Source organism: Streptomyces sp. NPDC051822 (genome assembly GCF_044452745.1).
GTDB lineage: Bacteria > Actinomycetota > Actinomycetes > Streptomycetales > Streptomycetaceae > Streptomyces.
In genome coordinates, this window is the sequence record NZ_JBITBZ010000013.1 from 239267 (window position 1) to 261603 (window position 22337).

General features: G+C 73.0%; 19 protein-coding genes. 8 read left to right on the forward strand and 11 right to left on the reverse strand.

What is annotated here, in order from left to right:
* Window positions 1–100 precede the first annotated feature (100 nt).
* A complete protein-coding gene (locus tag ACIA8N_RS32120) occupies window positions 101–835 on the forward strand; it encodes a M23 family metallopeptidase (RefSeq protein WP_365784882.1) in 735 nt (244 codons plus the stop codon).
* On the opposite strand, the gene ACIA8N_RS32125 is transcribed toward ACIA8N_RS32120, so the two are convergent.
* The gene (locus tag ACIA8N_RS32125) at window positions 832–1401 is read right to left on the reverse strand and encodes a TetR/AcrR family transcriptional regulator (RefSeq protein ID WP_030554563.1); all 570 of its coding nucleotides are present in this window, start codon (window positions 1399–1401) and stop codon (window positions 832–834) included. The genes ACIA8N_RS32120 and ACIA8N_RS32125 overlap by 4 nt on opposite strands.
* Before the next feature lie 102 nt (window positions 1402–1503).
* On the opposite strand from ACIA8N_RS32125, the gene ACIA8N_RS32130 reads away from it, so the two are divergent.
* Window positions 1504–3087: an MDR family MFS transporter gene (locus ACIA8N_RS32130; protein WP_365784880.1), complete on the forward strand. Its 1584-nt coding sequence runs from the start codon at window positions 1504–1506 to the stop codon at window positions 3085–3087.
* Between the two features lie 69 nt (window positions 3088–3156).
* Here ACIA8N_RS32130 and cseC read toward each other — a convergent pair whose 3' ends face one another.
* From cseC to ACIA8N_RS32160, 6 genes are all read right to left on the reverse strand, one after another.
* Window positions 3157–4473, reverse strand: coding sequence for a two-component system sensor histidine kinase CseC (gene cseC, locus ACIA8N_RS32135; protein ID WP_365784878.1), 1317 nt, complete (start codon window positions 4471–4473; stop codon window positions 3157–3159).
* A gap of 9 nt (window positions 4474–4482) precedes the next feature.
* A complete protein-coding gene (cseB, locus tag ACIA8N_RS32140) occupies window positions 4483–5184 on the reverse strand; it encodes a two-component system response regulator CseB (protein WP_365784876.1) in 702 nt (233 codons plus the stop codon).
* A gap of 83 nt (window positions 5185–5267) precedes the next feature.
* Window positions 5268–6077: a hypothetical protein gene (locus ACIA8N_RS32145; protein WP_365784874.1), complete on the reverse strand. Its 810-nt coding sequence runs from the start codon at window positions 6075–6077 to the stop codon at window positions 5268–5270.
* Entirely contained in the window at window positions 6065–6637 is a 573-nt protein-coding gene (locus ACIA8N_RS32150; protein ID WP_365784872.1) for a SigE family RNA polymerase sigma factor, read from the reverse strand. Before ACIA8N_RS32150 ends, ACIA8N_RS32145 begins: the two co-directional genes overlap by 13 nt.
* A 174-nt stretch (window positions 6638–6811) precedes the next feature.
* Window positions 6812–7846 carry an A/G-specific adenine glycosylase gene (locus tag ACIA8N_RS32155; protein WP_365784870.1) on the reverse strand — a complete coding sequence of 345 codons (1035 nt, stop codon included), beginning with the start codon at window positions 7844–7846 and terminating at the stop codon, window positions 6812–6814.
* Window positions 7847–7916: 70 nt separating this feature from the next.
* The gene (locus ACIA8N_RS32160) at window positions 7917–8588 is read right to left on the reverse strand and encodes a phosphatase PAP2 family protein (protein ID WP_365784868.1); all 672 of its coding nucleotides are present in this window, start codon (window positions 8586–8588) and stop codon (window positions 7917–7919) included.
* Between the two features lie 257 nt (window positions 8589–8845).
* Here ACIA8N_RS32160 and ACIA8N_RS32165 point away from each other — a divergent pair, with 257 nt between their 5' ends.
* Entirely contained in the window at window positions 8846–9706 is an 861-nt protein-coding gene (locus ACIA8N_RS32165) for a hypothetical protein (RefSeq protein WP_365784866.1), read from the forward strand.
* Between the two features lie 34 nt (window positions 9707–9740).
* Here the strand turns inward: ACIA8N_RS32165 and disA are convergent, their stop codons facing one another.
* Together disA and radA are read right to left on the reverse strand one after the other, a co-directional pair.
* Entirely contained in the window at window positions 9741–10865 is a 1125-nt protein-coding gene (gene disA, locus ACIA8N_RS32170; protein WP_365784864.1) for a DNA integrity scanning diadenylate cyclase DisA, read from the reverse strand.
* Between the two features lie 276 nt (window positions 10866–11141).
* Window positions 11142–12545, reverse strand: coding sequence for a DNA repair protein RadA (gene radA / locus ACIA8N_RS32175; protein WP_365784862.1), 1404 nt, complete (start codon window positions 12543–12545; stop codon window positions 11142–11144).
* Window positions 12546–12706: 161 nt separating this feature from the next.
* On the opposite strand from radA, the gene ACIA8N_RS32180 reads away from it, so the two are divergent.
* Window positions 12707–14518, forward strand: a complete 1812-nt coding sequence (locus ACIA8N_RS32180; RefSeq protein ID WP_365784860.1) for a hypothetical protein — start codon at window positions 12707–12709, stop codon at window positions 14516–14518.
* Window positions 14519–14527: 9 nt separating this feature from the next.
* Here the strand turns inward: ACIA8N_RS32180 and ACIA8N_RS32185 are convergent, their stop codons facing one another.
* Complete coding sequence (locus tag ACIA8N_RS32185; protein ID WP_365784977.1) at window positions 14528–15283, reverse strand: hypothetical protein; 756 nt, start codon at window positions 15281–15283, stop codon at window positions 14528–14530.
* 206 nt (window positions 15284–15489) lie between these two features.
* On the opposite strand from ACIA8N_RS32185, the gene ACIA8N_RS32190 reads away from it, so the two are divergent.
* From ACIA8N_RS32190 to ilvD, 4 genes are all read left to right on the forward strand, one after another.
* Window positions 15490–16422, forward strand: coding sequence for a Ppx/GppA phosphatase family protein (locus ACIA8N_RS32190; RefSeq protein WP_365784859.1), 933 nt, complete (start codon window positions 15490–15492; stop codon window positions 16420–16422).
* A 110-nt stretch (window positions 16423–16532) separates the two neighbouring features.
* Window positions 16533–17369 (forward strand): sugar phosphate isomerase/epimerase, encoded by an 837-nt coding sequence (locus tag ACIA8N_RS32195; RefSeq protein WP_365784857.1) that lies wholly within the window; start codon window positions 16533–16535, stop codon window positions 17367–17369.
* Window positions 17366–17977 (forward strand): TetR family transcriptional regulator, encoded by a 612-nt coding sequence (locus ACIA8N_RS32200; protein WP_030554585.1) that lies wholly within the window; start codon window positions 17366–17368, stop codon window positions 17975–17977. Before ACIA8N_RS32195 ends, ACIA8N_RS32200 begins: the two co-directional genes overlap by 4 nt.
* 122 nt (window positions 17978–18099) lie before the next feature.
* Complete coding sequence (gene ilvD / locus ACIA8N_RS32205; RefSeq protein ID WP_365784855.1) at window positions 18100–19953, forward strand: dihydroxy-acid dehydratase; 1854 nt, start codon at window positions 18100–18102, stop codon at window positions 19951–19953.
* Window positions 19954–20037: 84 nt separating this feature from the next.
* On the opposite strand, the gene ACIA8N_RS32210 is transcribed toward ilvD, so the two are convergent.
* Window positions 20038–22209 carry a serine/threonine-protein kinase gene (locus ACIA8N_RS32210; protein ID WP_365784853.1) on the reverse strand — a complete coding sequence of 724 codons (2172 nt, stop codon included), beginning with the start codon at window positions 22207–22209 and terminating at the stop codon, window positions 20038–20040.
* Window positions 22210–22337 lie beyond the last annotated feature (128 nt).

Genomic DNA, 22337 nt, shown 5'->3' on the forward strand with positions numbered 1-22337 from the left:
TTTTGGCCGGGGTGGGGGTCCGGGTTACCAAGGATGAGCAAGCAGCCCGGCGCAGCACCGTCCGCGTCGGGTCCCGTACTTCCCGGAGGTCTTCCCCCGTATGTCGAAGCGCGTCATGAACCCCGCCGCCCGTATCACCGCTGTCGCTCTCGCCGCCGCGGGTCTCGGAGCGACGATGGTGGCCGGAGCAGGGTCCGCCTTCGCCGCCGAGGGCAACGCCGCCGCCGCTCCGGTCGCGGTCACGGCGTCCGCCGCCGTCGCCGCCCAGGCCGACGCCCAGGCCCACGTCGCCGCCGAGGTCAAGGCCGCCGCCAAGGCCGCCCAGGTCAAGGCCGCCGCCGCGAAGGCCTCGGCCGCCAAGCAGGCCGCCGTCGTCAAGCAGGCCGCCGCGAAGGCCGTCGCCGCCAAGAAGGCCCCGTCCTGGGTCAAGCCGGTCACCTCGTACACCCTGACCGCCAGCTACAACCAGGGCGGCGCCATGTGGTCCCACAAGCACTCCGGCCAGGACTTCGCCGTCCCGGTCGGCACCCCGGTCAAGGCCGCCGGTGCGGGCACCGTCGTGAAGGCCGGCCCGAACGGTGGCGGTGACGGCCCCGCGTACGGCAACGCGATCGTCGTCAAGCACACCAACGGCACGTACTCGCAGTACGCCCACCTGTCGAAGATCAAGGTGCACGTCGGCCAGAAGGTCGGCGCCGGCCAGCAGATCGCCCTCTCGGGCAACACCGGCAACTCCTCCGGCCCGCACCTGCACTTCGAGATCCGTACGACCCCGAACTACGGCTCCTCCGTGAACCCGGCCGCCTTCCTGCGGTCCCACGGCGTGAGCATCTAAGCTCCCGCCACCGGCCCCCCGTGGGCCTGGCTCAGCAGATCGAGGGCGACCTCGAGGACGGCTTCGCGCTTCTCCTCGGGGTCGCCCTCGACGTTGTCCATGAAGAACATCCCCGCGTGCAGCGTGAAGATCGCGCTGACGCAGCGCACCCGGTCGCGCACGGTGAAGTCCGGCTCCTGGATCAGGCCGCTCAGTTCGAGCATCCGCTCCTTGAAGGTCAGGCCGATGCTCAGCTCGCGGACGGCCGCCTGGTTCTCCTGCATGAAGCGGAACAGCGGGTACGCGCCGATCAGGGACTCCTGGTAGCGGCGCAGGATCTCCTCCCTGACCTCCAGCGTCCGCGGCTGCTCCCGCGCCCAGTCGATCAGCTCGTCCACGGGCCGTGTGAGGTCCTGGAAGATGCCGATGATGATGTCTTCCTTGGTCTTGAAGTGGTAGTACAGCGCGGCCTTGGTGACGTCGAGGTGCTCGGCGATCTCGCGCAGCGAGGTCTTCTCGTACCCCTGCTCGGCGAAGAGTCCCAGGGCCACGTCCTGGATCCGCTGGCGGGTGTTGCCTCGGGCCATGGCTGCTCTCCACTTTCCAGAAAACTTACTTGACGACCGGCAAGTTACGCGTCTACCGTCCCCAGTGTAGTAACTAGCCGGGCGGCAAGTAAGGGGACACCGATGACAGCGCCAGCGACAGCGAAGCCGGCACCAGAGGAACCGGGTAAAGCGCCGCGCAGCGTCCGCGTCGTCCTCCTCGCCCTCATGATCGCGATGCTCCTCGCGATGCTGGACAACATGATCATCGGCACCGCGATGCCGACGATCGTCGGCGAACTCGGCGGCCTCGAACACCTCTCCTGGGTCGTCACCGCCTACACCCTGGCCACCGCCGCCTCCACCCCCCTCTGGGGCAAGGTCGGCGACATGTTCGGCCGCAAGGGCGTCTTCCTCGCCTCGATCGTGATCTTCCTGATCGGCTCGGCGCTGAGCGGCATGGCCCAGGACATGGGCCAGCTCATCGGCTTCCGTACGATCCAGGGCCTCGGCGCCGGCGGCCTCATGGTCGGCGTCATGGCCATCATCGGCGACCTCATACCGCCCCGCGAGCGCGGCAAGTACCAGGGCATGATGGCCGGCGTGATGGCCCTCGCCATGATCGGCGGCCCCCTCGTCGGCGGCACCATCACCGACCACTGGGGCTGGCGCTGGTCCTTCTACATCAACCTGCCGCTCGGCGCCGTCGCCCTCGCCATGGTCACCACCGTCCTGCACCTGCCGAAGAAGCAGCGCGCCACGGGCACCCGCATCGACTTCCTCGGCGCCGCGCTGCTGACCGTCGGCATCACCGCGATCGTCCTCGTCACCACCTGGGGCGGCACCGAGTACGCGTGGGGCTCGGCCACCATCGTCGGCCTCGGGATCGGCGGAGCCGCCGCGCTCGCCGCCTTCCTATACGTCGAGACGCGGGCGAGCGACCCGATCATGCCGCTGCACATCTTCCGCAGCCGCAACTTCACCGTGATGTCCCTGATCGGCTTCATCACCGGCTTCGTGATGTTCGGCGCGGTCCTCTACCTGCCGATCTTCCAGCAGTCCGTCCAGGGCGCCTCGGCCACCAACTCGGGTCTGCTGCTCCTGCCGATGCTCCTCGCGATGATGCTCGTCTCGCTGCTCGTCGGCCGCTTCACCACCAGCACCGGCAAGTACAAGATCTTCCCGATCGCGGGCGGCGCCCTCATGACGGTCGGACTCTTCCTGCTGTCCCAGATGGACACCGGCACCTCCCGGCTGACCTCCGGGATCTACATGGCCGTCCTCGGTGCCGGCATGGGCTTCCTCATGCAGATCACCATGCTCGTCGCCCAGAACAGCGTCGAGATGAAGGACATGGGCGTCGCCTCGTCCTCCACCACCCTCTTCCGGACCCTCGGCTCCTCCTTCGGCGTCGCGATCATGGGCGCGCTCTTCACGAGCCGCGTCCAGGACGAGATGGCGGCGAGCGGCGGATCCGGGCTGACCGAACAGACCGCCCAGCTCGACGCGGCGAGCCTGGCCAAGCTGCCGGAGGCGCTCCGCGAGGCCTACCAGCACGCGGTCGCCTCGGGCACGCACAGCGCCTTCCTCGTCGCCGCCGCGGTCTCCGTCCTCGGCTTCGCCCTCGCCTTCCTCGTCAAGGAGGTCGCGCTCCGCGGCGCCGGCCCCGTGCCGGAGGCCCCGAAGACGGCGGGCGACGACCACGCGAAGGTCGCCGAGACGGTCTGACCGCGGCAGGGGTACGAAAAGGGGGCCGGTCCCGTTCGGGACCGGCCCCTCGCGTAGGCGGGCGGAGGCTCAGACCGGCTGCCGCAGCACCGGGAAGCTGCCCGTGTTCGTCGGCGCGTGGTCCGGCAGCCACAGCACCGCGATGGCCCCGCCCACACCGTTCGGCGCGCTCTCGGAGGCCACGTTCCGGAAGGTCAGCCGGGCGCCGAGGACCCGGGCCTGGCCCGCCGCGATCGTGAGACCCAGGCCGTGGCCCTGGCCCGCCCGGTCGCTCGATCCCGTACGGAAGCGGCTCGGCCCCTCCTTGAGGAGCGCCTCGGGGAAGCCCGGCCCGTGGTCGCGGACGCGGACCACCCGGCCCTCGACGGTGACCTCCACCGTCGGCCTGCCGTGCTTGGCCGCGTTCGCGAGGAGGTTGCCCAGGACCCGTTCCAGGCGCCGCGGGTCGGTGTTCACCCAGGACTCGTGGACGACCTGGACGACCACCTCCGGGTCGAGCGCCCGCACCCGCCGTTCCACGAACTCGCCGAGCGCGATCTCCTGGAGCTCGGCCCGCTCCGACGCGCTGTCGAGCCGGGCCACCTCCAGGACGTCCTCGACGAGGGTCCGCATGGCCTGCGCCCGGTCCCGTACCAGCTCGGTGGGGCGCCCGGGCGGCAGCAGCTCGGCCGCGGTGAGCAGCCCGGTCACCGGGGTGCGCAGCTCGTGCGCGATGTCCGCGGTGACCCGCCGCTCGGCCTCGATCCGTTCGTTGAGGGCGTCGGTGAGGGCGTCGACCGCCCACGCCAGGTCGTCGGTCTCGTCCCGTACGACCCCGCCGACGGCCTCCCGAACCCGGACGTCAGTGTTGCCCTGGGCCACCCTCCCGGCCGCGACGGCGGCCTTCCGCAGCCGCCGCGAGAGCTGGCCGCCGATGAGGACGCCGAGCGCGCAGCCGCCGAAGACCACCGAGACGGAGCCGATGACGAGGGCCCGGTCCAGATCGTTCATGATCGTCGCGCTGCGGTCGGCGAAGGGGATGTGCAGTGAGAGCACGTCGCCGTTGGCGAGCGGTACGGCCGCCCACACGTCCGGCGGCCCGCCGTCCCGGTGCTCCTGCACGTACGTCCCGCGCCGCTCGTCCCGCATCAGCTGGTCGAGCTGGGTGGGCAGCGACGGGTCGTTGATCTTCGTGCCGAAGCGCGGTTCCTTGGGCTTGGACGTCTCGTACATCCGCTGGGCGAAGAGCAGCCGCTCCATCTGCACCTCGCGCGCGTTGTCGAGCATCGAGATCCGGGCGGCGTTGTGCACGACGACGCTCAGGGTGACCGCGATCAGCGCGCCGACCGCCGCGATGGCGACGGCGATCTTCCAGCGGACCCCGGTACGGAGCGGGAACGGTCTCACACCCCGGCCCTAACCCTTGAGCTTGTAGCCGAAGCCGCGGACCGTCTCGATCCTGTCCTGGCCGATCTTGGCGCGCAGCCGCTGGACATGGACGTCCACGACCCGGGTGTCGCCGCCCCAGCCGTAGTCCCAGACCCGTTCGAGGAGCTTGTCGCGGGACAGCACGGTGCCGGGCGCGGACGAGAACTCCAGGAGCAGCCGCATCTCGGTCGGGGTCAGCGCGACCGGCGTCCCGTCCCTGCGGACCTCCATGCCCTCGGTGTCGACCTCCAGGTCGCCGAAGACGAGCAGCCCGCAGCCCGGCCCCTCCCCGCCCTGCTCGCCCGCGCCGGGTCCGCCCGCGTGCCCGAAGCGGCGCAGTACGGCGCGGATGCGGGCCATCAGCACGGAGCCGTCGAAGGGCTTGGTGACGTAGTCGTCGGCGCCGGCCTCCAGGCCGAGGACGACGTCGATCGAGTCGGCGCGCGCCGACAGCATGATCACCGGCACGGTCGACTCGTCGCGGATGCGGCGGCAGAGGCTGACCCCGTCCATGCCCGGCAGCATCACGTCGAGCAGGGCGATGTCCGGCCGCTGGGCCCGGAAGGCGTCCAGGCCCGAGAGCCCGTCGGGTACGGCCGTGACACGGAAGCCGTCCCGCTCCAGGGCGAGCTGGGTGGCCTCACGGATGACGTCGTCGTCCTCGACGAACAGGACATGGGTCTCGGCCATCGTGCGTGCCCTTCGGGTGCGTGCGCTGCTTGTGCGGTCGTGGGGGAGGCGGGAGGAGGGGAGGGGGAGGCGGGAGGAGGGGCTCAGTCGGCCGGGGGCTCGCTCGGCGCGGGCTCCTCGATGCCGCCGTCGCCGACCGCCCGGCTGTAGTCGTTGTGCACCCAGTCGTGCTGGGTGAACCTGTTCCCCGACCAGCGGTACGTGATGACGTCCTCACCCGAGGGATACGCGACCGGGTCGCCCTTCGCGTACACCTGCTTGGTGACGACGAGCTCGCCCCGGTCGATCGTGGCGTAGACCGCCGCGTCCTCCGCCATGAAGACGTTCTCGTACCGATCGCTCTGCTTCCGGTAGACGTACGTACCGATGCCGACGGCATCGCCGCAGGTCATCACGTTGACGACGACATCGGGGGCGGGGCCGTCGGTGAGATTGCCGTAGGAGGCGTCGACCGGGTAGGCGTCCGCCACGCACGGCTTCAGATCGGCCTTGAGGCGAGAGCCGATCTTCGGATCGGCCTTGAGCAGCGCGATCGGGTCGACCCGCTCGGCGGACCGGGGCTCACCGTCGGCGGACCCGGAGGGGGTGGGGGCCGCCGCGGCCACGTCGTGGGTGCCGGCCGCGCCCTCGTCACGGGATCCGGTGCCGCCGGTGGAACAGGCGGCCATGGACAGCCCGAGGGCGACGAGCCCGGCCGCCGCCGTGATGCTCGCCGCCTTGACGGTACGGCGCCGACGACGGCCCCCTGCACCGCCCCGGCCGGAACCGGGATCCCCACCGCTGCCGCTGCCGAGGTCTCCGCCGAGGACGTGTCCGTCGCCGTCGTGTCCGTCGGAGTCGTGCCGGCCGTCGTCGTGTCTGCTGCCGTCGGCTTCGCCGTCTAGGCCGCGCACCGCTCCCGCTCCCGTTCGTCGCCTCGTCCGCTCGTCCGCTCCCCGGGCCGCCCCAGGGCCCGGGCGTCGAGCTCACGGCTCTCCAGCTCCTGGCGGAGCCGGGCGAGCGCGCGGTGGAGCGTCGACTTCACCGTACCCGTCGACATGCCGAGCGCCGCCGCCGTCTCCTCGGTGCTCATCTGTTCCCAGTGGCGCAGGACCACGACGCTGCGCTGCTTCGGCGCGAGCACCTTCAGGACGTCCATGAGGAGGGCCCGGTCGGCGTGCTGCTCGGTGGGGTCGTCGCCGCAGGCGTCGGGAAGCTGCTCGGTGGGCACCTCTTCGAGCTTGCGGGAGCGCCACCACTCGGTCCGGGTGTTGATCATGACCCGGCGCAGGTAGGCGTCGGCGAGGGACTTGTCGGCGATGCCGTCCCAGCGTCCGAACGTGCGGGCGAGGGCCGTCTGCAGAAGGTCCTGGGCGTCGACGGGGTCGGCGACGAGACGGCGGGCACTGCGCAGCAGCGCCTCCTGCCGCGTGCGTACGTACTCCTCGAAGTCGAGTACCTCGCCATGCCTCATCCGAACCGCCTCCACAACCCCGTGACCAGCTTTTTCCTCGTGTCGTGGACGACGCTACGGAGCTGTTGTCACGGGGCTGTGCGGGGCAGCCGTCGGTGGACGCACGGCTGTCCATCGGTTGTGTAACAGAGGGAACGGCGGAGGTTTCGCGGCCGCGGGCGCCTCCGCCGTTCCCTAGGACACCGGAAGCCGGTAGTACCCGCCGTCCAGCGGCTCCACGAGTCCGTCCGCGACCAGCCCGTCCAGGGCCCTGGCCCGCTGCACCGGCTCGTCCCAGACCGCGTCCAGGGCCGCCTGCGCCACCGGGTCGCTCGTGTCCCGCAGCACCGCGAGGAGCCGGCCGCGGACCTGACGGTCGGTCCCGGCGTACGTCTGGCCGCGCCGCGGCGGGCCGTCGTGGGCCGGCTTCCCGGAGAGCCGCCAGGCGCACTGCCCGGAGATCGGGCAGCGCCCGCAGTCCTCGTTCTTCGCCGTGCAGACCAGCGCGCCCAGCTCCATGGAGGCGGCGGCCCAGCGGGAGGCCGTCGCCTCGTCCTGGGGCAGCAGGGCGCGGGCGAGCCGCCGCTCGGCGGCGGTGGTCGCGTTCGGCGGGTACTGGACGCCGGTCGCGGCCCGGGCGAAGACCCGGCGCACGTTGGTGTCGAGGACCGCGTGCCGCTGCCCGTACGCGAAGGAGGCCACCGCGGCCGCCGTGTACTCGCCGATGCCGGGCAGCGCGAGCAGCTGGCCGTGATCGCTCGGCACGTCGCCCCGGTGCCGTTCCGTTATGGCCACGGCGGCGGCGTGCAGCCGCAGGGCCCGCCGCGGATAGCCGAGCCGCCCCCAGGCGCGGACCGCCTCACCGGGGGCGTCGGCGGCCAGGTCGGCCGGGCGCGGCCAGCGCGCGAGCCACTGCTCGTACACGGGCAGCACCCGGACGACCGGGGTCTGCTGGAGCATGAACTCGCTGACCATGACGCCCCAGGCACCGGCCTCGGGGCGGCGCCAGGGCAGGTCACGGGCGTGCCGGTCGAACCAGGCGAGGACCGGCCCGTGCAGCTCGGCCGGGGGCGTGGGCAGGGCGGAGGCGGCCTCGGCCCCAAGAACTTCGCGAGCCTCAGAAGCGACGGAGGCAGCGGAGGCGGCGGAGGCAGGAGCGGAGGCGGCGGAGGCAGGAGCGGCGGCGGGGGCGGGGGCGTCAGGGGTGACGGGAGCGTCGATGGAAGTCATGGCACCCCCGATCCTGGCACGTCCACGACGCGAACCGTACGTGCCGTGGCTCGGGCTCCGGGCGAGCGGCTCAGTACGCGCCGTGGCGCGCGCGCCGGGGTTCCTCAGCGCGCGAGGAGGCGTGCGTCAGGGGCCCGCGCCCCGCGCACCACACCACGGCCGAGCTGCGGCTCGACCTGGCCGTCTCCACCAGGGAGCCCACCGGGCGGACCGCCGCCCTCATGACGAGGAACGCCACCAGGCCGCCGAGGAGCAGACCGACGGTCACGTCGTGCGGGTAGTGCACGCCGACGAAGACCCGCGAGAAGGCCATGAGGACGGCCATCGGCACGGTCAGCCAGACGATCCCGCGCCAGGACAGCGCGAGCGCGACGGCCGCGGCACCCGCGATGGCGGAGTGGTTGCTGGGGAAGGACCAGTCGCCGTAGGGGGGACAGGTGACCAGTGACGCGGGTGCCCCGACGACCGCGCGGCACGGACGCTCCTCGTCGATCAGCGACTTCAGCGCCTCGCTCACCACGTATCCGAAGGCGGTGGCGAGCGGCGCGAGCAGCGCGAGCGACATCGCACGGCTCGAACCCTCGCGGGAGCGCCACCAGCCGGCCAGGAACAGCGCGCCGAACAGCAGGAGTCCTGCCTCGGTCCAGACCTCGGCGAGCCACTGGAACCAGTGGGGGGTGGAGTGGGCGAAGTCGGCGACGTCGAGGTACAGCCGGTCGGACAGGTCGAGGAGCGTGTTCATGGTGGACGACGCTAACCGGAATCCGGAGCCCCTCGCCCCGGGCCAACGGCCAGAACGACCCCCTACGAAAGTGGGGGTCGTCACCCGCCCCGCGCTTCCGTCCGTTTCCCGCCGGTTTCGGCTGAGTTCGCGAGGCGGCCGGGGCCGCCTCACCGGAAAAGTTCCCGGAACCGACGGATGTGATCATCGGCAAAACTTGATGCCTCGGGCGGCGGGTGGGGCGGGAGTTGGCCCGGATCTCTCGTAAGGTTCGGGTCGTGGGATCTTTGCGCAATCCGGTCGGGCCGCTTCCCTCCACCATCTACTGGCGACGGAGGGCGGTGGCGGCGTGCCTGGTGGCGCTTCTCGTGCTCCTCGCCGTATGGGCCGTCACCTCGGGCGACGGGGGCGGGAAGAAGTCGAACGACGCGGCCAACGGCTCGTCTCCCACCCCTCCCTCGATCACCCCCGGCCCCTCCGGCAGCGGGCCGGCGATCAGCCAACAGCCCGGCGGACGCGACGAGTCGGACGACTCCGAGGACTCCGGCGACTCCGCGGGCGGCGACGGCGACCCGGGCGACTCCGGTACGGACGCCGGGTCGGGCGCCGACTCCGGTACGGCCGCCGGTACCGCGGCGGGCACCGGTGACGGCGGCAAGAACGGCGACACCGACGGCGCGGGCGGCGACGGGGGAGCGGGCACCGGCGCGGGCCGGCAGGTACCGGCCGACTCGCCGCTCCCGAACTGCCCGGCCGGATCACTTCAGTTGACGCTCCGCACCGCCAAGGTCAGCTACGAGGCGGGGGAGAAGCCCCGGTTCCACCTCGTCGCGAAGAGCACCTCGAACGCCGACTGCAAGGCGGACTTCGGACCCCGCAACGCGGTTCTGACGATCAGTGACGCCCAGGACGAGCAGATCTGGTCCTCCGCCGACTGCCCGCGCCCCGGCACCCCGATCCTGCTGCGCGTCCCCGCGAAGGCCACCGTCACCCACACCGTGGAGTGGGACCGCGGGCAGAGCGCACCGCGGTGCGCCACCGCCCCGAAGGGCCAGGCCGGCCCCGGCACCTACCTCGTGGAGGCGACGATGCCGGGCGCGAAGGTGCTCCCGGCCTCGTTCACGCTCGCCAAGGACTGACGGGCGGTACGGCCCCGGACACCCGGGGCAGGGATCAGACGTACCGCTCCAGGATCGAGGACTCCGCGAGCCGCGACAGGCCCTCGCGCACGCTGCGGGCACGGGCCTCGCCGACACCGTCGACCGTCTGCAGGTCGTCGACACTGGCCGCGAGCAGCTTCTGCAGCCCGCCGAAGTGCTCCACGAGCCGCTCGATGATCGCGCCCGGCAGTCTCGGCACCTTGGCGAGGAGCCGGTAGCCGCGCGGCGAGACCGCCGAGTCGAGGGTCTCGGGCGAACCGCTGTACCCCAGGGCGCGCGCCACCACCGGAAGTTCGAGCAGCTCGGTGTGGGTGAGCGCGTCCAGCTCGGTGAGCGCCTCGGCGACCGTACGCGCGCGCTTGGCGGTGGGCTCCGGCACGTAGTCCCGGATCACCAGCTCGCGCTCCGGCTCCACTCCCGCGATCAGCTCGTCGAGCTGGAGCGAGAGGAGCCGCCCGTCCGTACCGAGCTCGACCACGTACTCCGCGATCTCGGTGGCGATCCGGCGGACCATCTCCAGACGCTGGGCGACGGCGGTGACGTCCCGGACCGTGACCAGGTCCTCGATCTCCAGCGCGGAGAGCGTGCCGGCCACCTCGTCGAGACGCAGCTTGTACCGCTCCAGGGTCGCGAGCGCCTGGTTGGCGCGGGACAGGATCGCGGCCGACTCCTCCAGGACCCGGCGCTCCCCGTTCACGTACAGCGCGATCAGCCGCATCGACTGGGAGACGGAGACGACCGGGTAGTTGCACTGCTTGGAGACCCGATCCGCCGTACGGTGCCGGGTGCCGGTCTCCTCCGTGGGGATGGAGGCGTCCGGGACCAGCTGCACACCCGCGCGGTGGATCTTGGTGATGTCCTTGTCGAGGACGAGCGCGCCGTCGAGCTTGCACAGCTCACGCAGGCGCGTGGCGGCGAACTCGACGTCCAGCACGAAACCGCCGGTGCACATCGAGTCGACCGTCTTGTCCAGGCCGAGCACGATGAGACCACCGGTGTTGCCGCGCAGGATCCGCTCCAGGCCGTCGCGCAGCGCGGTGCCGGGCGCGACCGCGCTCAGCGCGGCACGCATCAGTGCTTCGTTGCCGGAGCCCGCGCCGGACTTTCCAGGACCTGTTGCCCCGTCCTTGGCTGCCACTGCACTCCTCCGGCTCGTACGGATGGGCGAGACCAGGGCAAAGTCTAGCGACACCACCCCGCCGCCCTCCGCCCCCGACCGATCCCGGGTGGTCCGAAAGGGGTCCCCGCCCTGACGCGGACCTAACCCTCCGCGCCTTTGCGAAGCGTACGGAGCGAACCTGTCACTCCACGCACGGGGTGCCCGCGCGTGGGGTGGGGGTCTCCCGTTCGGATCAGGCTTGGGGGGTGTCTTGCCGATCACGCCGCGAGCCCGGCCTGATCGGCAAGACACCCCCTACCCCTCCGCCGCCTCCGGGGCCTTCGCGCGCCGACTGCGGGGCAGCACCCGCAGCGCGTCGCCCATGTCCGCGACCTCGGTCACCTTCATGCCCGCCGGGACCCTGCCCGGGTCCGTGGGGACCAGCGCGTGCGTGAAGCCCAGCCGGTGCGCCTCGGCCAGCCGGCGCTGGACGCCCGTGACCCGCCGGACCTCGCCCGCGAGCCCGACCTCGCCGATCGCGACCAGGTTCTTCGGCAGCGGGGTGTCGCTCGCCGCGGAGGCGAGGGCGAGCGCGATCGCCAGGTCGGCGGCGGGCTCGGTGAGCTTCACACCGCCCACGGTGGCGCTGTAGATGTCCCGCTTGCCCAGCGCGCTGATCCGGCCGCGCTGCTCCAGGACCGCCAGCATCATCGAGACCCGGGAGGTCTCGAGGCCGGAGACGGTCCGGCGCGGGGACGGGATCTGGGAGTCCACGGTCAGCGACTGGACCTCGGCGACGAGCGGCCTGCGGCCCTCCAGGGTGACCGTCAGACAGGTGCCGGGAACGGCCACGTCACGCCGGGTCAGGAAGAGCCCGGAGGGGTCGGTGAGCCCGGTGATGCCCTCGTCGTGCAGCTCGAAGCAACCGACCTCGTCGGTCGCCCCGTACCGGTTCTTGACGCCCCGGACCAGGCGCAGGCGCGCGTGCCGGTCGCCTTCGAAGCTCAGGACGACGTCGACCAGGTGCTCCAGGAGCCGGGGACCGGCGATGGCCCCGTCCTTGGTGACGTGGCCGACGAGGAGCGTGGACATGCCGCGCTCCTTGGAGGCCCGGATGAGCGCTCCGGCGACCTCGCGGACCTGCGCCATGCCGCCGGGCGCGCCGTCGATCTCCGGGGAGGCGACGGTCTGCACCGAGTCCATGATCAGCAGGGAGGGCTTCACGGCGTCCAGGTGCCCGAGGACGGCCGACAGATCGGTCTCGGCCGCGAGGTAGAGATGGTCGCTGAGCGCGTTGATCCGGTCGGCGCGCAGCCGGACCTGGCTCGCGGACTCCTCGCCCGTCACGTACAGCGTGCGGTGCTCGTCGCTCGCCGCCTTGGCCGCCACGTCGAGCAGCAGCGTGGACTTCCCGACGCCCGGCTCTCCCGCGAGCAGCACGACGGCGCCGGGCACCAGACCCCCGCCGAGGACCCGGTCCAGCTCGTCGACGCCGGTGGAGCGGGCGGTCGCCTGCCGGCCGTCGACCTGTCCGATGGGCACGGCGGCGGTGGAGACCCGGCCCGCCGCGGTCGTGCGGACGGCGGGCGCGCCGTACTCCTCGACCGTCCCCCAGGCCTGGCACTCGGGACAGCGGCCGAGCCACTTGGCCGTCTGCCAGCCGCACTCGGTGCAGCGGTAGGACGGCCGGTCCTTGGTCGATTTCGTACGGGCAGCCATGTCGCCCACCGTAGCGGCCCCCACCGACAACGGACCCCGGGCCGGTCGAGGGCCGGGGGATCCTCGGTTCCTGTCCCCTTTCGAGCGATACCTTCACCCGTAAGAATGAGAAGAACGCGACCGGTACGAAAAGTGCCCCCCGCGCTGCCTAGGGTCACCGGGTGACGAGCAGCAGGCTGGAATCTCCCGCACGCACCACCGGCGCACACCGGGCGCACCCCGCCGCGGACGAGGGACCGCGCACGCTCGGCCGACGGCCCCCCGCCCGCTACGAGGCCGCACTCGACGGGCTCTTCACGTACTGCCTCTCCGTGCTCTGCGACCACGACACGGCCACCGCCGTCCTCGGCGACGTCCTCGCCGTCGCCGAGCGCCACCACGGCCGCTGCCCCTCCGACGAGGACGGCCGCACGGCCTGGCTGTACGCCCTCGCCCGCTGGGCCTGTCTGCGCAGCCTCGGCGAGCAGCGTCGCAAGCGCCAGGGCGCCCACACCGGCCGCCCCGCCGTCACCGCGCCCGAGCCGCCCCGGATCCCCGAGGAGACCGCCGAGCGGCGCCGCGCCGAACTCGCGCTGCTCGCCTGGCCCGAGGCCGCCGGCACCACGCCCGAGCAGCGCGAGGCCCTGGAGCTCGCGGTACGGCACGGCCTCAGCCACCGTCAGGTCGCCGCCGTCCTCTCCCTCGACCCGCTCGCCGCCCGCGAACTCCTCGCCACCGCCGGCTGCGAGGTCGAACGCACCAGGGCCGCCCTCGCCGTCGTCGAGACCGGCAGCTGCCCCACCGTCGCCCGGCTCACCGGCGACCACCAGGTACTCCTCTCGGCCGCCCTGCGCGCCGAACTCGTCCGGCACGTCGACGACTGCCCCCGCTGCCGCCGGGCCGCCGAACGCGTCGGCGCCACCGGCTCCTGGCCGGGGGCCGGAGGCCTGCCCCCGGTCCGGCTGCCGCTCGTCGAGGCGCCCCGGGCCGCCGCGTACATGGCGATGCTGCACGTTCCACGCGCGCGTGCCGGAGCCCCGCGCTTCACCCCGACCGGCTTCCCGATGGACCCGAAGGACCATGTGGCCCGCCGCGACCGGATGCGGGCCCGCGCGGTGACGACCACCGTCGTCGCGGCCGTGGTCGCCGCGCCCGTCCTCGCCCTGTGGACGTCCTACCGGGGAGCGCCGGTGGCCGACGCGAGCGCCCGCGACGGCTCCCGGATCAGCGCGCGCGAGGCGGACGAGCCGGTCGGCCCGGACGGACGCCCCCACGACCGCTACGAGAACGCGGGCAACGCCCGCACCACCCCCGAGCCCCGCTTCACCCGGGGCAGCCGCGCCCCCGACGTCTCCGTCGAGGTGCTCAGCCCCGGCGGCCCCACCGGCCCGGGACCCTCAGTGCCCGGCGAGGCGGCCCCCGGCTGGATCACGGTCTCCGCGCGCGGCCAGGGCGACCTGACGCTGCTGACCCTCACCGCCTCGGGCGGCTCCCCGGTCGAGTGGTCGCTGTGGACGGACGCGCCCTGGCTGTACGTGAACCGGGCCTCCGGCACGCTCCGCCCCGGGGAGACGGTCACGGTCGCCGTCCGCGTCGACCACGCGCGCGAACCGCGGGGCGCCTGGAGCGCCAGGCTCGGGGTGAACCCCTCGGGCGCGGTGGTCCGGATCGACGGCCACGGGGTCGCCGCCCCGCCGCCGGCCGCGGGCCCCGTCCCCAGGCCGCCGACGACCACCGAGCCGACGACGCCGCCGACGAGTCCGCCGACCACGGAGCCGACGACCCCGCCGCCGACGACGGAGGAGCCGCCCCCGACCACGACGGACCCGGGCCCGACCGAGCCCACCACCCCGCCGACGAGTCCGCCGACCACGGAGCCGACGACCCCGCCGCCGACGACGGAGGAGCCCCCTCCGACCACGACGGACCCGGGCCCGACCGAGCCGACGAACCCGCCGACGACGGAGGAACCGCCCCCGCCGTCCACGTCGTGAAGCGCCGGCTCAGACCTTCGGGTCGGCCGGGTGTGGCGCCACCAGCGGCAGCTGCGAGGAGAGCCGCGCCGCGCACAGCTCCGCCAGGACCTCGTACGCCTCCGTGCCCATCATCTCGGTGAGCTCGGGCCGGTACGTGACGTAGACCGGCTCCCCGGCGCCGTGCGCGGAGGTGGCCGAGGTACACCACCAGTGCAGGTCGTGGCCGCCCGGACCCCAGCCGCGGCGGTCGTACTCGCCGATCGACACCTGGAGGACCTTCGTGTCGTCGGGCCGCTCGATCCAGTCGTACGTGCGCCGCACCGGCAGCTGCCAGCAGACGTCCGGCTTGGTCTCCAGCGGCTCCTTGCCCTCCTTCAGGGCCAGGATGTGCAGCGAGCAGCCCGCGCCGCCCGCGAACCCGGGACGGTTCTGGAAGATGCAGGACCCCTCCCAGCGGCGGGTCTGCCGGTCGCCGTCCTCGTCGAGCTGGGTCCAGCCGGAGTCCGTACCGACGTCGTGGAACTGCCAGAGCTCCGGCGTGAGGCGCGCCACATGGGTCGCGACCCGCTTCTCGTCGTCCTCGTCGGAGAAGTGCGCGCCCAGCGTGCAGCAGCCGTCGTCGGCCCGGCCCGCCTGGATGCCCTGGCAGCCGCTGCCGAAGACGCACGACCAGCGCGAGGTCAGCCAGGTCAGGTCGCAGCGGAAGACCTGCTCCTCGTCGGCCGGGTCCGGAAACTCGACCCACGCGCGCGCGAAGTCGAGGCCCTTCTCGTCCGGCTCCATGCCCTTGCCCCGCTTCTTGCCGCTCGTCACGGACTTGCCCGCCTTGGTGGCCTTACCGGCCTTGGCCGCCTTGCCGGCCCGGCCCGCAGCCACACCCGTCACGCCCGTCACAGCGGTGTCGTCGTCGATGGCCCTGCCCGGCTTCGCCTTCTTCGTCTTTGGCACAACACCAAGCGTATGCGGGCGCGCGCAGTAGCGTTCCGCCCATGAGACTCGGAGTCCTCGACGTCGGTTCGAACACAGCGCACTTCCTGGTGGTGGACGCCCACCCGGGCGCCCGGCCGCTGCCCGCCCACTCCCGCAAGGCGGAGCTGCGGCTCGCCGAGCTCCTCGACGAGCGCGGCGCCATCGCGCCGCACGGCGTCGAGCGGCTCATCGCGACCGTCCGGGACTCGCTCCTGGCCGCCGAGGACAAGGGCTGCGAGGAGGTGCTGCCGTTCGCGACCTCCGCGGTCCGCGAGGCCAGCAACGCCGACGCCGTCCTCGCGCGCGTGAAGGACGAGACGGGGGTCGACCTCCAGGTCCTCACCGGCGAGGAGGAGGCCCGGCTCACCTTCCTCGCCGCCCGCCGCTGGTTCGGCTGGTCCGCGGGCAAGCTGCTCCTGCTCGACATCGGCGGCGGCTCCCTCGAAGTCGCCTACGGCATGGACGAGGACCCCGACACGGCGGTCTCCCTGCCGCTCGGCGCGGGCAGGCTGACCGCCGGCTGGCTGCCGGGCGACCCGGCCGACCTCGACGACGTGAAGGCGCTCCGCCGCCATGTGCGCGCGCAGATCGCCCGCACGGTCGGCGAGTTCAGCCGCTCCGGCCGCCCCGACCACGTCGTGGCCACCTCCAAGACCTTCAAGCAGCTGGCCAGGATCGCCGGCGCCCCCGGCTCGGGCGAGGGCCTCTACGTCCAGCGGACCCTGACCCGCAAGTCCCTGGAGGAGTGGGTCCCGCGCCTCGCCGGGATGACCATTCCCGAGCGCGCGGCCCTGCCGGGCGTCTCGGAGGGCCGTGCGGGACAGCTCCTGGCGGGCGCGCTCGTCGCGGAGGGCGCGATGGACCTGCTGGGGGTGGAGAACCTGGAGATCTGCCCCTGGGCCCTGCGCGAGGGCGTCATCCTGCGACGTCTGGACCACCTGCCGGAGAACTGACCCGGCCCCGGCCGGGCGGGTCGGTTCTCCGGCAGGAGGCGGTGCGGTGGTGGTCCCGGCGTGACCGGAACCACCCCACGACCCCCCGGCCCGCCCCGTACCCTGTCTGCGTGGCAGAACCAGCGGTGCGCGTCCCGGATGCGAAGGTCGCCCTGTCGACGGCCTCGGTCTATCCGGAGTCGACGGCGACGGCCTTCGAGATCGCCGCGCGCCTCGGCTACGACGGTGTCGAGGTCATGGTGTGGACCGACCCGGTCAGCCAGGACATCGAGGCGCTGCGCCGGCTCTCCGACTACCACCAGGTCCCGATCCTGGCCGTGCACGCCCCCTGCCTCCTCATCACCCAGCGCGTCTGGTCCACCGACCCGTGGGTCAAGCTCCAGCGCGCCCAGGCGGCGGCCGAGAAGCTCGGCGCGTCCACCGTGGTCGTCCATCCCCCGTTCCGCTGGCAGCGCCAGTACGCCAAGGACTTCGTGACCGGCATCTGGCGGATGGCCGACGAGACCGACGTACGGTTCGCCGTCGAGAACATGTACCCGTGGCGGTACAAGGACCGCGAGATGCTCGCGTACGCCCCTGAGTGGGACGTCACCAAGGACGACTACCGGCACTTCACCCTCGACCTCTCGCACACGGCGACCGCCCGCACGGACACCCTCGCGATGATCGACCGCATGGGCGACCGGCTCGGCCACGTCCACCTCGCCGACGGCAGGGGTTCGGCGAAGGACGAGCACCTCGTCCCCGGACGCGGCAACCAGCCGTGCGCCGAACTCCTGGAGCGCCTCGCCGTCACCGGCTTCGACGGCCATGTGGTCATCGAGGTCAACACCCGCCGCGCGATGTCAGCCGCCGAACGCGAGGCCGACCTCGCGGAGGCCCTCGCCTTCACCCGGCTCCACCTGGCGTCGGCGGCCGGCCGCCCCTCCCGGGTCCCGCGACCGTGACCGAACCGGCTCCGCGCAGGCGCGGCCGCCCCTCCCGTACCGGCGAGGAGAGCGGACCGGGCGCGCGCGAACGCATCCTGGAGGCCGCCCGCGGTCAGTTCGCCGAGCGCGGCTACGACAAGGCCTCGGTCCGGGGCATCGCCAAGGCCGCCGGAGTCGACCCGGCGCTCGTCCACCACTACTTCGGTACGAAGGACGAGGTCTTCGCCGCCGCGATCGAGGTCTCCTTCGAGCCGGCGCTCGTCGTCCCCGCGATCGTCGGCGGTCCGCGCGAGGCCATCGGGGAGCGGCTCGCGCGGTTCTTCATCGGCGTCTGGGAGAACCCGGTCAGCCGGGCCCCGCTGCTCGCGATCGTCCGTTCCGCGCTGACCCACGAGGCGGCGGCCAAGGTGCTGCGGACCTTCGTGCTGCGGCGGCTCCTGGAGCGGATCGCGGACGACCTCGACGTACCGGACCCGAAGTTCCGCGCGGAGCTGGCCGCCTCCCACATGATCGGGATCGCGATCATGCGGTACGTGATCCAGGTGGAGCCGCTGGCCTCGGCGGACCCGGAGAAGATCGTGGCGATGGTCGCCCCGACCCTCCAGCGGTACCTGACCGAAGCCTGAGCCGGCCCGGCGAACCGACCGAAAGCTGAACACTCCGTCCGTCATGCGGACGCGCTGTCCAGATCTTGGGCCGTCGGCGTACGCTCGAATGCAAGCACACCCATCACGAGGAGCGAGCGACGATGCCCGAGCTGAGGTCCCGCACAGTCACCCACGGTCGCAACATGGCGGGCGCACGCGCCCTTATGCGCGCCTCCGGTGTACCCGGCGCGGACATCGGCCGGAAGCCGATCATCGCGGTCGCCAACTCCTTCACGGAGTTCGTCCCGGGCCACACCCATCTCCAGCCCGTCGGCCGGATCGTCTCCGAGGCCATCACGGCCGCCGGCGCCATCCCGCGCGAGTTCAACACGATCGCCGTCGACGACGGCATCGCGATGGGCCACGGCGGCATGCTCTACTCCCTGCCCTCCCGCGACCTGATCGCGGACAGCGTGGAGTACATGGTCGAGGCGCACTGCGCCGACGCCCTGATCTGCATCTCCAACTGCGACAAGATCACCCCCGGCATGCTGATGGCCGCCCTGCGCCTCGACATCCCGACGGTCTTCGTCTCCGGCGGCCCGATGGAGGCCGGACGCGCGACCCTGGTCGACGGCACGGTCCGCACGCTCGACCTGGTCGACGCCATGTCCGACGCCGTGAACCCGAAGATCTCGGACGAGGACATGCTCCGGATCGAGGAGAACGCCTGTCCGACCTGCGGCTCCTGTTCCGGCATGTTCACGGCCAACTCCATGAACTGCCTGACCGAGGCCATCGGCCTCTCCCTCCCGGGCAACGGCTCGCTGCTCGCCACGCACACCGCCCGCAAGGACCTGTACGAGAGCGCGGCCCGCACGGTCGTCGACATCACCCGCCGGTACTACGACGAGGACGACGCCTCCGTCCTGCCCCGCTCGATCGCGACCCGCGCGGCCTTCGAGAACGCGATGGCCCTCGACATCGCCATGGGCGGCTCGACCAACACGATCCTGCACCTGCTCGCCGCCGCCCAGGAGGCCGAGCTCGACTACGGCCTGCCGGACATGGACGAGGTCTCGCGCCGGGTGCCCTGCCTGGCCAAGGTCGCCCCGAACGTCGCCAAGGACCGCACGTACTACATGGAGGACGTGCACCGGGCGGGCGGCATCCCGGCCATCCTGGGCGAGCTCTACCGCGCGGGTCTGCTCAACGAGGACGTCCACGCCGTCCACGCCCGCTCCATCAAGGAGTGGCTGGACACCTGGGACGTGCGCGGCGGCTCCCCGTCCGACGAGGCCGTCGAGCTGTTCCACGCGGCCCCCGGCTGCGTCCGCTCGGCGACCGCCTTCTCCCAGTCCGAGCGCTGGGCGGCGCTCGACGTGGACGCGGCCGGCGGCTGCATCCGCGACGCGGCCCACGCGTACTCGAAGGACGGCGGCCTCGCCGTCCTGCACGGCAACCTCGCCGCCGACGGCTGCGTCGTCAAGACGGCCGGTGTCGACGAGTCGATCTGGACCTTCGAGGGCCCGGCCGTGGTCTGCGAGTCGCAGGACGAGGCCGTCGAGAAGATCCTGAACAAGCAGGTCACGCACGGCGACGTGGTCGTCATCCGCTACGAGGGCCCGCGCGGCGGCCCCGGCATGCAGGAGATGCTCTACCCGACGTCCTTCCTCAAGGGCCGTGGTCTGGGCAAGACCTGCGCCCTCGTCACGGACGGGCGCTTCTCCGGCGGCACCTCGGGCCTGTCCATCGGCCACGCCTCGCCGGAGGCGGCGTCGGGCGGCACGATCGCCCTCGTCGAGGACGGCGACCGCATCCGCATCGACATCCCGAACAGGTCGATCGAACTCCTCGTCGACGAGGCCACCCTCGCCGCCCGCCGTGAGGCGCTGAACGGCGTGTACGCGCCGAAGAACCGCCAGCGCAAGGTGTCGGCCGCCCTGCGCGCGTACGCGGCGATGGCGACGAGCGCCGACAAGGGCGCGGTCCGCGACGTGTCGAAGCTGGGCTGACCCCCCCCGGCGCGGTGTCCGCGCCGGATCAGTACGTGGAGCCCGTAGGCGTGTGTACGGGTACGGGCTCCACGCGCGCGTGGCTCACCAGGACGCCGGGTCGCGCGCGTCCACCGCGAAGACCGAGCCGTCCGGAGCGGTCCCGAACACCCGGTCCCCGACGACCAGCGGCTGCGGCACCCGCGGCGCGTACTCGAGCCGGCCGTTGAGCAGCCTCGGCCGGGTCTGGCCGATCAGGGCCCCGCGTACGGTGTCGACGGCGAGCAGCCGTCCGTCCTGGACGGAGAAGTAGAGCCGGTCGCCGGGCCCGAGCGCGGGCTCGGAGACGTTGCCCGCGCCCGTCTCCAGCTCCCACAGCACCCGCCCCTTCGGCGCCGCCGTGTCGAAGGCGGTGAGGTGCCCGTTCGCGTCGAGGATGTGGACGGCCGTACCGCGCACGGCGACGCCCCGGACGTCGATCCGGTGGGGGAGGGGGAGCCGACGTACCGTGCCGTCCGCCGGATCCAGGAGGACGAGGGCGTCGATCAGGCCGGCCTCGCGGAGCGAGCTGAGCAGCAGCGTTCCGTCGCGGGTGCGGCCCCGCGGATCGAGGTCGCCCTCCAGGTCGTGCTGCCAGGCCATCTCACCGGTCCGGGGGTGGACGGCGCCGACCCGCGTGCGGGCCCCGTCGAACGAGGTCTCCGACACGGTGACCAGCCCCGTCGCGGCGTCGTACGGCCCCGGCCGCGGGACCCCGAAGCCGGCCAGGGCGTGCCGCCAGAGTTCCTTTCCGGTGCGGCTGTCGACGGCCCGGATCCCGCCCTGCCCGTCGGACAGGACGACGGCGGAGCCGGCCGGTACGTACCACTCGGGAAGGTCCGACTCGGCGCTCCAGCCGAGTGTGCCGCCGGTGGCCGCGTACGCACGCAGCGGGCCCGTCGGGGCGGCGGCGCCGACGAGACCGTCCGTGAGGAGGACGGGAGCGGTGGGGGACTCCGCCTTGACGGGGGCGGTCCGCGACCAGAGGACCCGGCCGGTGACGGGGTCGAGCCGGGCAAGGCCGACGCCCCGGGCCGAGCAGTACAGCGCGCCCCCGCCGTGCCCGCACGCGGGCGCGGCCGTGGGGCCGTGCTTCTGGAGGGTGGTCTGCCAGCCGGCGAAGGCGGTGGCCACCTCGGCCGGGCGGGTGCGGGTTCTGTGGTCGCCGGGTGCCGTGGGGCTCAGGGCCGTGTAGAGGCCGGCGCCGGTCAGGGCGAGCGCGGCGGCGACGGCGATGGTCAGGCGGGGCCGCAGGCGCGGGAGGCCGAGGCGCGGGCTCCGGCGGCGTTCGGGAGGCGCGGGAGCACGTACCGGCGTGTCGGCGTCCCACGCGGCGGAGGGTCCGGCCCCGGCCTCCCCCTCCGGCAGGGCGGGCCGCCTCCGCTGCGCCGGTATGAAGGCCTCCGCCGCGTACGAGGGCGGCAGCAGCGCCGCCATGATCTGGCCCGGCGTCGGCCGCTCGGTCGGATCCTTGGCGAGGCAGCGGGCGACCAGAGGCGCCAGCTCCGCCGGCACCCCCGTCAGATCCGGCTCGTCGTGCACGACCTGGTACGCCACGATGTACGGGCTGTCCGAGTCGAACGGTCCGTGTCCGGTCGCCGCGTGCACGAGCACGGAGCCCAGCGCGAACACGTCCGCCGCGGGCCCGACCTCCCTCGGCCGCTGGAACTGCTCCGGCGCCATGAACGGCGGCGAGCCGATGAGCTTGCCCGTCTCGGTGCGCAGGTCGCTGTCGACGGGCCGGGAGATGCCGAAGTCGATGACCTTGGGGCCGGTGTCGGTGAGCAGGACGTTGCTCGGCTTCAGATCGCGGTGCACGACCCCGGCGCGGTGGATGTCGCGCAGGGCCTCCGCGAGCCCGGCGGTGAGCCGGCGCAGCTCGGCGGGGGCCAGCGGGCCGTTCCGCTTCACCTGGTCGGCGAGCGTGGGACCGGGTACGTAGAGGGTGGCCATCCAGGGACGCACGGCATCCGGGTCGGCGTCGACGACCGGTGCGGTGAAGGCTCCGCTGACCCGGCGGGCGGCGGCGACCTCCTGGCGGAAACGCGCCCTGAACTCGGGGTCCTCCGCATACCGTGCGTGCACGACCTTGACCGCGAGCCGCAGCCCCGAGGCCGAGGCCGCGAGGTGTACGACCCCCATGCCGCCGGAGCCCAGACATGCCTGGAGACGGTAGCCGCCCGCGAACTCGGGCCCCTCCGCTTCCCGGTCGGCACCGGTACCGCGCAACGGCGGCATCGCCCACCCCCGTGTGATTCACCGTCACCTGGCGCGCACCCGCGCGACCCGACGGAGCCTAGTCCATGGGGCACCCGATGTCGGTGGGGCTTGCTAGCCTGCGCGTCGCGGAGAGTGAAACTCAGTGG

Bases quoted from the DNA above. Each gene is read 5' to 3' on its own strand.
- ACIA8N_RS32120 (WP_365784882.1), top strand. From the start codon at position 101: ATGTCGAAGCGCGTCATGAACCCCGCCGCCCGTATCACCGCTGTCGCT.
- ACIA8N_RS32125 (WP_030554563.1), bottom strand. From the start codon at position 1,401: ATGGCCCGAGGCAACACCCGCCAGCGGATCCAGGACGTGGCCCTGGGA.
- ACIA8N_RS32130 (WP_365784880.1), top strand. From the start codon at position 1,504: ATGACAGCGCCAGCGACAGCGAAGCCGGCACCAGAGGAACCGGGTAAA.
- cseB (WP_365784876.1), bottom strand. From the start codon at position 5,184: ATGGCCGAGACCCATGTCCTGTTCGTCGAGGACGACGACGTCATCCGT.
- ACIA8N_RS32150 (WP_365784872.1), bottom strand. From the start codon at position 6,637: ATGAGGCATGGCGAGGTACTCGACTTCGAGGAGTACGTACGCACGCGG.
- ACIA8N_RS32155 (WP_365784870.1), bottom strand. From the start codon at position 7,846: ATGACTTCCATCGACGCTCCCGTCACCCCTGACGCCCCCGCCCCCGCC.
- ACIA8N_RS32160 (WP_365784868.1), bottom strand. From the start codon at position 8,588: ATGAACACGCTCCTCGACCTGTCCGACCGGCTGTACCTCGACGTCGCC.
- radA (WP_365784862.1), bottom strand. From the start codon at position 12,545: ATGGCTGCCCGTACGAAATCGACCAAGGACCGGCCGTCCTACCGCTGC.
- ACIA8N_RS32185 (WP_365784977.1), bottom strand. From the start codon at position 15,283: ATGGAGCCGGACGAGAAGGGCCTCGACTTCGCGCGCGCGTGGGTCGAG.
- ACIA8N_RS32190 (WP_365784859.1), top strand. From the start codon at position 15,490: ATGAGACTCGGAGTCCTCGACGTCGGTTCGAACACAGCGCACTTCCTG.
- ilvD (WP_365784855.1), top strand. From the start codon at position 18,100: ATGCCCGAGCTGAGGTCCCGCACAGTCACCCACGGTCGCAACATGGCG.
- ACIA8N_RS32210 (WP_365784853.1), bottom strand. From the start codon at position 22,209: ATGCCGCCGTTGCGCGGTACCGGTGCCGACCGGGAAGCGGAGGGGCCC.